The 9,333-nt window shown below is 42.3% G+C and carries 6 protein-coding genes; all 6 read left to right on the top strand.

The window, feature by feature from the left end; all coding sequences use genetic code 11:
• Positions 1-598 (top strand): substrate-binding periplasmic protein (locus KCG35_RS17985; RefSeq protein ID WP_215821183.1); only part of this gene is annotated, 598 nt, incomplete at its 5' end.
• Positions 599-1,370: 772 nt separating this feature from the next.
• Positions 1,371-3,347: a choline BCCT transporter BetT gene (gene betT, locus KCG35_RS17980; RefSeq protein ID WP_215821182.1), complete on the top strand. Its 1,977-nt coding sequence runs from the start codon at positions 1,371-1,373 to the stop codon at positions 3,345-3,347.
• A 265-nt stretch (positions 3,348-3,612) separates the two neighbouring features.
• The gene (locus KCG35_RS17975; protein ID WP_230409239.1) at positions 3,613-5,250 is read left to right on the top strand and encodes an ABC transporter substrate-binding protein; all 1,638 of its coding nucleotides are present in this window, start codon (positions 3,613-3,615) and stop codon (positions 5,248-5,250) included.
• Between the two features lie 36 nt (positions 5,251-5,286).
• Entirely contained in the window at positions 5,287-6,249 is a 963-nt protein-coding gene (locus KCG35_RS17970) for an ABC transporter permease (RefSeq protein ID WP_230409238.1), read from the top strand.
• 23 nt (positions 6,250-6,272) lie between these two features.
• Positions 6,273-8,237 (top strand): dipeptide/oligopeptide/nickel ABC transporter permease/ATP-binding protein, encoded by a 1,965-nt coding sequence (locus KCG35_RS17965; protein WP_215821181.1) that lies wholly within the window; start codon positions 6,273-6,275, stop codon positions 8,235-8,237.
• Positions 8,234-9,280, top strand: a complete 1,047-nt coding sequence (locus KCG35_RS17960; protein WP_215821180.1) for an oligopeptide/dipeptide ABC transporter ATP-binding protein — start codon at positions 8,234-8,236, stop codon at positions 9,278-9,280. The genes KCG35_RS17965 and KCG35_RS17960 overlap by 4 nt, the downstream gene beginning before the upstream one ends.
• Positions 9,281-9,333: the final 53 nt, after the last annotated feature.

Genomic DNA, 9,333 nt, shown 5'->3' with positions numbered 1-9,333 from the left:
AAATATTAAAGTTATTTATACATTTTTCCCCTGGAAGCGAGCGTTAAAACAAGTCATGTCTGGTAATTGGGATGCGTCTCCTTCTTGGGTACCAACCCCTGAGCGATTAAATGATTTTTACTTTAGTGATGTTGTGCATACGAGTGAAAAAGTATTTTTTTATTTGAAAAATAAGCCTTTTGAGTGGCAAACAATCAAGGACCTTCAGTATTATACTATTGGCGCAACACTCGGTTATACCTATGGTGAAGATTTTGATAAAAATGCAGAAAATGGACATATTATAGTGGTGCCACTGAGAAGTGATTTGTTGAATTTTAAAATGCTATTAAAAGGACGGATTGATCTTTTTCCTATTGAAAAAGAAGTAGGCTTTTCCATATTGAGTAATTACTTTAATGCAGAAGATAATGCGAAGTTTACATTCCATCCTAAACCTGTGTTAGAAACATCTCACCATCTAATATTTACTAAAAACTCTAAAAAAAGTCTTTATTGGTTAGAAAAATTTAATCATGGCTTAGCTAAGTTAAAAGTCAATGGTACATTTAAGCGGATGTTTGAGGCAAGTCGAAGAGGGGAATATAAGGTAAAGTGACCTTTAAATTTTACAACATGCGAATGCTAATCATACCTTTTACACTTGGGGTATACCCATAATGAAGGATTTTTAGGGGGGCTAGTTTGGTCTGTCAAAACTAGCGATAGCAACACTAACTGTTTTAAAAACGCTAGCTGGGCAACTGGGCCTTCAAGTGATGAAGTCCAGAATCTTATAGAGATTAATAAGGAACCTTCTACTGTAGGGTACCTCTAAAAATGCACTTTTTCCTTAATAGCTGTGTTAGCACTGTACTCATGTATTCTATGTGTATGGGTGAGGAAGGTTATTTAGCACCAATTATTTTGGGAGTTCATCACTTGACAAATTACTAAATGGCTTTGTATGTACTATAAAGTTAAGGTTTTCCACCCGTCTTATTGGTTAATAATGGAAGATAAATTAAAGAATGTAAGAAGAAATTCCATAAATGAGGGTTAATTAGTGAATCAAAATAACAAAAATGTTAAGATGCACACTTATGAATACAACAGTTAAGCCTTGTTTGGATCATTTTTTATATTGTTTTAAAGCGTTATACAGTTTTTTTAAGCTTAAATTATACTGTTTAACGTTGTAGTAATATGCATTGGCTAAAAGGCTAAATCCTTTAAGCATTAAGCGCAATGTAAAGGGTGTAAAACGCTTGTTCAGTAATTATATGCTGATGTTGTGTTGGATGGAGGGTGATCTCTGGTATCCATAGGCCAATGAATGATCCACTAGGGTGTATAGATCAAGCTTAACCAAGATTCTAAAAGGTGTAGTGATGTCGAGCTCCGAAGATAAAGCTCATTTAAACCCCCCCGTTTTTTATACAGCATCAGGGTTGATTATTCTCCTGATGGTATTTGCAACGTTCTTTCAAGAAACCGCTGACAGCTGGTTTAAGGCGATTCAAGGTGGCATAATCGATAATGGCAGTTGGTTTTATGTGTTAACTGTCGCCGTTATCTTAATTGTGGTGGCTTTCCTTGGTTTATCACGTTATGGCGAAATAAAGCTGGGGCCGGATCATTCAACCCCTGATTACTCCTATTTAACCTGGTTCTCCATGCTGTTTTCAGCGGGAATGGGCATAGGTTTAATGTTTTTTGGTGTAGCTGAGCCAGTGATGCACTTTCTATCGCCACCTGTAGGTGATGCAAGTACTGTAGAAGCTGCTCGAGAGGCGATGAAGATAACCTTCTTCCATTGGGGGCTTCATGCCTGGGCTATTTACGCCATTGTTGCTTTGATTCTGGCTTTTTTTAGTTATCGTCATTCTTTGCCGCTGACACTACGCTCAGCTTTGTACCCAATGATTGGTGAAAGAATATATGGGCCTATTGGACATGCCGTGGATATTTTTGCGGTTATAGGTACTGTATTTGGTGTTGCAACCTCATTAGGTTATGGTGTGTTGCAAGTTAACTCAGGGCTTAACCACTTATTTGATATTCCAGTAGATGTTACAACACAAGTCTTCCTTATCATTGGCGTAACGATTCTGGCTATCATTTCCGTCACAACTGGTTTGGATAAAGGTATTCGTATCCTATCTGAACTGAATATGGGGATGGCAGTTTTACTATTAGGGTTTGTCCTGATTTTTGGACCTACTGTATTTTTACTGCAAGCATTTGTGCAAAATATCGGTGCCTATGCCTCTGATATTGTTCGCAATACGTTTAACTTGTTTGCTTATGAAAAGACAGACTGGATTGGTGGTTGGACCATACTCTACTGGGGTTGGTGGATGTCATGGGCGCCATTTGTCGGGTTATTCATTGCACGGGTTTCACGTGGTCGCACCATTAGAGAATTTGCCATGGGCGTACTATTTGTGCCCAGTGGCTTTACGCTGATGTGGATGACCTTCTTTGGTAATTCAGCCATTAACATGATTATGAATAAAGGACTGACTTCTTTGGGAGATACTGTCTCAAATGATGTTGCGCTAGCACTATTTGCATTTTTAGAGCAATTTCCTATGTCAGGTGTACTGTCAGTCCTTGCAACAATAATGGTTATCGTGTTCTTTGTGACATCTTCTGACTCTGGTTCAATGGTGGTGGACATGCTGTGCTCCAATGGGCATGACAATACACCCATTTGGCAGCGGGTTTACTGGGCAAGTGCAGAAGGGATTGTGGCGATTATTCTGTTACTGGTAGGTGGTCTCGGCGCTTTGCAAACAATGACTATTGCCAGTGCTTTACCTTTTGCAATAGTGCTGCTTATAGCCACATATGGTCTTATGAAAGCACTTCGCATTGATGCGGCGAAACGGGAAAGTCTACAGATGAATATTACCCCCATTGCGCCGACTGGCAAAGCCGGTAGCTGGCAGGACCGGCTGAGTAATATTGTGGATTACCCGAGCCGGGAAAACGTTAAACGATTTATGGATAAAATTGCTAAGCCAGCCTGTGACACAGTGGCCAGTGAACTACAGACACATGAACTAGATGCTTCAGTAGAAGTGGATGAAGTTAAAAACCGGGTAAGACTGGTTGTGTTTTTAGGTGAAGAAGTTGACTTTGTTTATGAAGTCAGAAGTCGCTCTCACATTAAACCCGTCTTTGTGCAACCGGATCTTCCCGAAGAAGAGGCTCCTGAAGAACAGCGATATTATCGAGCAGAAATACACCTGCGTGAAGGTGGACAGGATTATGATGTTATGGGTTGGTCAAAAGAGGCGGTGATTAACGATATTATTGATCAGTACCATAAGCATATGCATTTTCTGCACTTACTACGTTAAGGAATTTCTTTTATTGTAAGTTTAATAAATAGGCACTTAATTTAGTATTAAATTTTATGTGTCGTGCTTTTAAAAAGGGCTTATTTTTAAGCCCTTTTTTTGTGAGTGCTTGACAAGGTAGGGGACATAGTGGTTATCCTGTATAGGTGCTTTCATAAAAAATAACAATAAACGTAGCGAGCCTATTGCCACTGTATATCCCCAAATAGTGTTAACAAGCGCTTGGGTGATACAGTGCTAGAATGACTTTCAATGGAGTACAAGCATGGTATGGATGCCAGCAATGCTCACAGCATTATGCACTAAAGGTGTGATCATACGTGCCACACAGCTTTTTTTCTTAAGCATACTGCGTTGTCTACAAGTGGTAGCATGCTGCTTACTGAGTGTTATTAGCTGTGTAGAAGCACAAACACCAACAAATGTGCTAATAGTAGGACAAATTGCTGAGCCAAAATCGATGGATCCTCATGCCGCCACAGCGCTCAACGATTTTCGTATTTTAATGAATATCTATGATGGTTTAGTACGCTATAAACCAGGAACATTGGATATTGAACCTGCCTTAGCCAAAGCATGGACTATTAGTGAGGATGGTACGCATTATAGCTTTATCTTGCGCCAAGGTATTAAATTTCATGATGGCACTGAATTTACCGCCAATGCGATCAAATTTAATTTTGAGCGAATGCTTGATAAGTCACATCCTTATCATAAGACAGGTCCTTTCCCATTAGCCTTTTTCTTTAGTGCCGTAGAAAAGGTGATTGTTAAATCGCGATATAGTGTTGAATTTGTGTTAAAAGAACCATTCGCTCCCTTTCTCTCTAATTTGGCCTATCCGACAGGTTTAATTGTTTCTCCTGCAGCCGTTAAAAAGTACGGTAAAGCTTTTGGTCGTCATCCAGCAGGCACTGGCGCATTTAAGTTTGCAGAATGGCAAAGTCATCGGAAAGTAGTGGTTACACGAAATGATGACTATTGGGATGGGCTGGCTGCATTGGATGCGGTTATTTTTCGGCCTATCACTGATGCCAATACGCGAGTGGCTGAAATGTTATCAGGTGGGATTGATCTTATGGTGGAAGTTCCACCGGATAACCTGGCGATGTTTAAGAAAGCAAAAGATCTTACAGTGTATGAGCAAACAGGACCTCATGTATGGTTTTTAATTTTAAATATGATGCATGGGCCTTTTGCCGATAAACGTATGCGCCAAGCGGTGAATTATGCCATTAACAAGCAGGCATTGGTTAACAGTGTGCTGCAAGGTACCGCCGTTATAGCGGCAGGGCCTACACCACCCGTATTTACCTGGGCCTATAATAAAACACTTCAACCATATCCTTATGATCCGGGTAAAGCGCGTAAACTGATTAAAGCTGCTGGATATAAAGGGGAAAAGCTGACTTTTTATGTGACTGAAGGCGGTTCGGGAATGCTGGAGCCCATAGCAATGGGAACGGCGATTCAGGCGGATTTGGCAAAGGTTGGGTTAAAAGTCACTATTGAAAGCTACGAATGGAATACCTTTCTTGGCAAAGTGAATCCAGGGCTTGGTGAGCAGGCTGATATGGCAGAGATGGCCTGGATGATTAATGATCCTGATACGTTGCCTTATTTAGCCTTGCGTACAGCAGCCTGGCCTGAAAAAGGCGGTTTTAATTCAGGCTATTATTCCAATCCTGAAGTAGATGCATTGTTGAAAGAAGCAAGAAAAACGACAGATCAAGAACAACGCGGACAACTTTATCGAAAAATGCAAGCCATTGTACATGAAGATGCACCTTGGGCTTTTATTGCCCACTGGCAGCAAAACGCTGTGGCACATCATACGATTAAAGACTTTCAGCTTCAGCCATCCTTTTTTTTGTTGCTTAAAGATGTGCAAAAGCTGCCTTAATAATACAACATCTGATTTACAGTATTTGCGTAAGGTATGATGCTGACTTATATCATCCATCGTCTTATCGCCATTATTCCAGTATTACTAGGCTTATCGCTGATTGTATTTCTGGTGATGGCAATGATTCCTGGTGATCCCGCGACGGCGATTTTAGGTAATTTTGCAACGCCAGAAAATGTAGCACGATTAAATCAGCAGCTGGGTTTGGATAAGTCATTAGCCGAACAGTATGTCATTTGGTTAAACAATGTTATTCAGGGGGATTGGGGACGTTCTTTTACGCTTAATCGACCCGTACTGGATGAAGTGCTTGAACGATTTCAAGCGACACTGATACTGGCTGGTGCCGCCTGGTTATTGTGTAGTGTCTTTGGTTTATTGGCAGGAATAATAGCGGCAATACGACAGTTTAGTTGGGTTGATAAAATAATAACGTTTGTCGTGTTGGTAGGGATATCAATGCCCGCTTTTTGGTTGGGATTGCTCCTGATAATGCTTTTTGCTGTGCAGTGGCAATGGTTTCCTGCCAGTGGTATGTATGCCATTTATGGCGGTGGCGATATAGGTGATTTATTAAAGCATTTGCTGTTACCCGCACTTACGTTATCCATTGTGGCCATGGGGGTGGTAGCACGCCTTACTCGAAGTGCGATGTTGGAAGTGCTTCGGTTAGATTATATTCGTACGGCACGGGCTAAAGGGCTAACAGAACGTCGAGTTATTTTCCTTCATGCTTTTAAATCCTCGCTGGTTAATGTGATACCCGTCATGGCCATACAAGCAGGGTTTGTACTTGGTGGTGCGGTTTATATTGAAACGGTTTTTCAGTGGCCAGGTATTGGTCGTATGCTGGTGAATGCTATTGCTACCCGAGATATTTTGTTAGTACAAGGCGGGGTGCTAATGGTGGCCTGCACGTATGTCTTATTTAATTTAGGGGCTGATGTGGCTCAGCATGCACTAGATCCTCGTTTAAGTTCGAGAAATCGTATTTAAATCATAAATAGTAAGTTATTTTCATGTATAGCAATGCTGTTTGGCGTAAAGGATTACGTAAACCAAATCAGCCAGCGGTTCGGCCTTCTGGTTGGCAGCTATTTAACCATAATCGCCTGGCCAGGTTGGGCATGTGGATTTTTGTATGTTGTACTGTATTAGCCTGTTTAGCGCCCATTCTTCCCATCCCTGACCCTAATGCCACTGCATTGGTCCATCGTTTGGCTAAACCCTGGTTGATACAATGGTTTTTCGGTGACATGGTGCAGAATCCACCTGTTTTTGAAGGCTGGTTAGGCACTGATCATCTGGGACGCGATTTGCTGTCACGGGTGTTGTGGGGGACTCAAATCAGCTTACTGGTAGGAGGTTCTGCAACCTTAGTAGCGGCATTGATCGGTTCTTTACTGGGACTCGTGGCGGGTTTTTGGGGAGGGCGTATTGATAATCTGCTGATGCGGGGCATCGATATGTTAATGGCCTTTCCTTATATTCTTTTGGCGCTCGCCATTGTTGCGGTGTTAGGGGCTGGGCTGATGAATGCGTTGTTTGCCATAGCGATCGTCAATATTCCCTTTTTTGCCCGTAATGTACGTGGTGTTACCCTTGGCGTAGTCCGCCAGCCATTTGTGGAGGCTGCTCAGTTAGTGGGTAAAAACAGGTGGCAAACGTTATGTACGGATGTTTTGCCTAATGTAATGCCGACCATTGTTATTACTATGGCAACCACCTTAGGTTGGATGATTCTTGAGACGGCAGGGCTGAGCTTTTTAGGGTTAGGCGCACAACCGCCACAAGCCGATTTGGGTTCCATGTTAGGCGAGGGACGTAAGCTACTATTTACAGCACCGCATGTGTCTATTATTCCTGGTTTAATCATTTTTATTTTGGTGATGAGTATTAACCTTATAGGAGATGGTATTCGGGATGTACTTGATCCACGTTTGAAGTCTGGTGTTATGGGGCGTCCTGCGGCGGCGACGAATATTCGGTGCAACAGGGAGGCAGATGAGTTTGCCAGACCTGAAGTCCAAGGCTTAATAGTCAACCAGCTGCAAACGGAATTTCAATTAGGACACGCTACTTATCAAGCCGTTAATAATGTCAGCTTAACGCTTGAAGCAGGAGAATGTTTGGGATTGGTGGGAGAATCAGGCAGTGGTAAATCTGTTTTAGCATTGTCTATTGCGCGTTTGGTACCATCACCTCCAGGTTGTATTGTACATGGCCAAGTTTGGCAGGATACTCAAGACTTGCTAAGTATTCCTCTAGCCCAGTTACAGCACATTCGTGGTAATAAAGTGGCGTATGTCTTTCAAGACCCTGCGACTGCTTTACATCCGATGCTAACAGTTGGTAGCCAACTGGTGGAGGCAATTAGAGCTCACCGTCCTATCTCTTATCGACAAGCATGGCAGCAAGCGGTCAATTGGCTTGAGCGGGTGCAAATACCTAATCCAGGTCAACGAGTACATAGCTATCCCTATCAGCTTTCAGGGGGCATGCGCCAGCGTGTTGTTATTGCTATGGCATTAATTAACCAGCCTAAGGTGTTGATAGCTGATGAGCCAACAACTGCATTGGATGTGACCGTTCAGGCTCAAATTTTGAAGCTACTCAAACAGTTACAGCAAGACACAAAGGCTGCATTACTCTTTATTACTCATGATTTTGGGGTGGTCACTACGCTTTGTGAGCGGATAGCAGTTATGTATGCGGGACAGATTGTGGAGATGGGTTATACGACGGATGTCTTAAATCATCCTGCTCATCCTTATACTCATCAATTAATTAAGTGTATACCTAAGCTTGGGGGGGAAGGGGCGTTAGCGACAATTGACGGGTTACCCCCAGCGATGAATGCCTTGCCACCAGGCTGTCATTTTGCACCACGCTGTCCTTGGGCTGAAACACGTTGCAAGGAGTCTACGATGACATTAAAAGCCATTTCCAATAGTCACTGGGTACGTTGTTGTAAGCCTTTATGAGTATTAAACATGGCGAGCTCCCCCTACTGGAAACAAAACAGTTGTGGCGAACATTTGCTGATAAACACTCTATATTTAGGCGCCAGCAGCAGGGTTTACATGTCTTACAGGGAATTGATCTCAGTATTAATGCGGGGGAGGTATTGGGGATTGTCGGGGAGTCTGGTTGTGGCAAGTCTACTCTGGCTCGTCTATTGGTTGGTTTAGATCGACCTTCACAAGGGGTGGTTTATTTTAATGGTTTACCTATCTTGGGTAACGATTCATCATCAACGCATGTACTGGGTATTACTAATAAGCGTAATAATATTATTAACAAGCGTAATAAAAAGTTACTTGCAAAATCTATACAATATGTTTTTCAAGATGCTGTAAGTGCTCTTAATCCACGTAAAGTGGTGGCAATGAGTCTGCAAGAGCCTATGCAGTATTTGTTAGGTATGGCTAACAAGCATTTTCAGCCACGATTAAAACAGTTGATAGACCAGGTTAAACTGCCTGATGAAATACTGCAGCGTTATCCTCATGAACTGTCTGGTGGTCAGGCTCAACGAGTAGGTATTGCGCGGGCACTGGCTGCTAATCCACAAATTTTAGTGCTTGATGAACCGGTTTCAGCATTGGATGTTTCTGTTCAGGCGCAAGTGCTTAATGTATTACTGGAATTAAAGCAAACACATAAATTGACGTATGTGTTTATCAGCCATGATCTATCAGTGGTAGAAAGAATAAGTCAGCGAGTGGTCGTTATGTATTTTGGCAGGGTGGTTGAGCAGGGAAGCGTTAATGATGTTTTTCACCAACCTTGTCATCCGTATACACGATTGCTGTTAGCTTCAATTCCCAAGCTTAATCAGTCACTTGCTATTGAGGTAGCAGAGAACTCTGCTGAACTGCCAGATCCCTTTAACCCTCCTATAGGCTGTGCATTTGCACCTCGATGTCCACGTGCCAAAGCGACGTGTTTCCAAGAGAAACCAGCATTAACCGCAATGCCTGGTGAGGGGCATATCGCTGCTTGTCATTTTCCGCATTTACCATAAACGGGTTAAAGATATCTGTTGTTGGCTAAATTGATTGACATTAAGGAGCACGA

It is taken from the genome of Zooshikella harenae, from assembly GCF_018837975.1.
Classification (GTDB): Bacteria; Pseudomonadota; Gammaproteobacteria; order Pseudomonadales; family Zooshikellaceae; genus Zooshikella; species Zooshikella harenae.
This window is presented reverse-complemented; position numbering and strand designations above follow the sequence as displayed.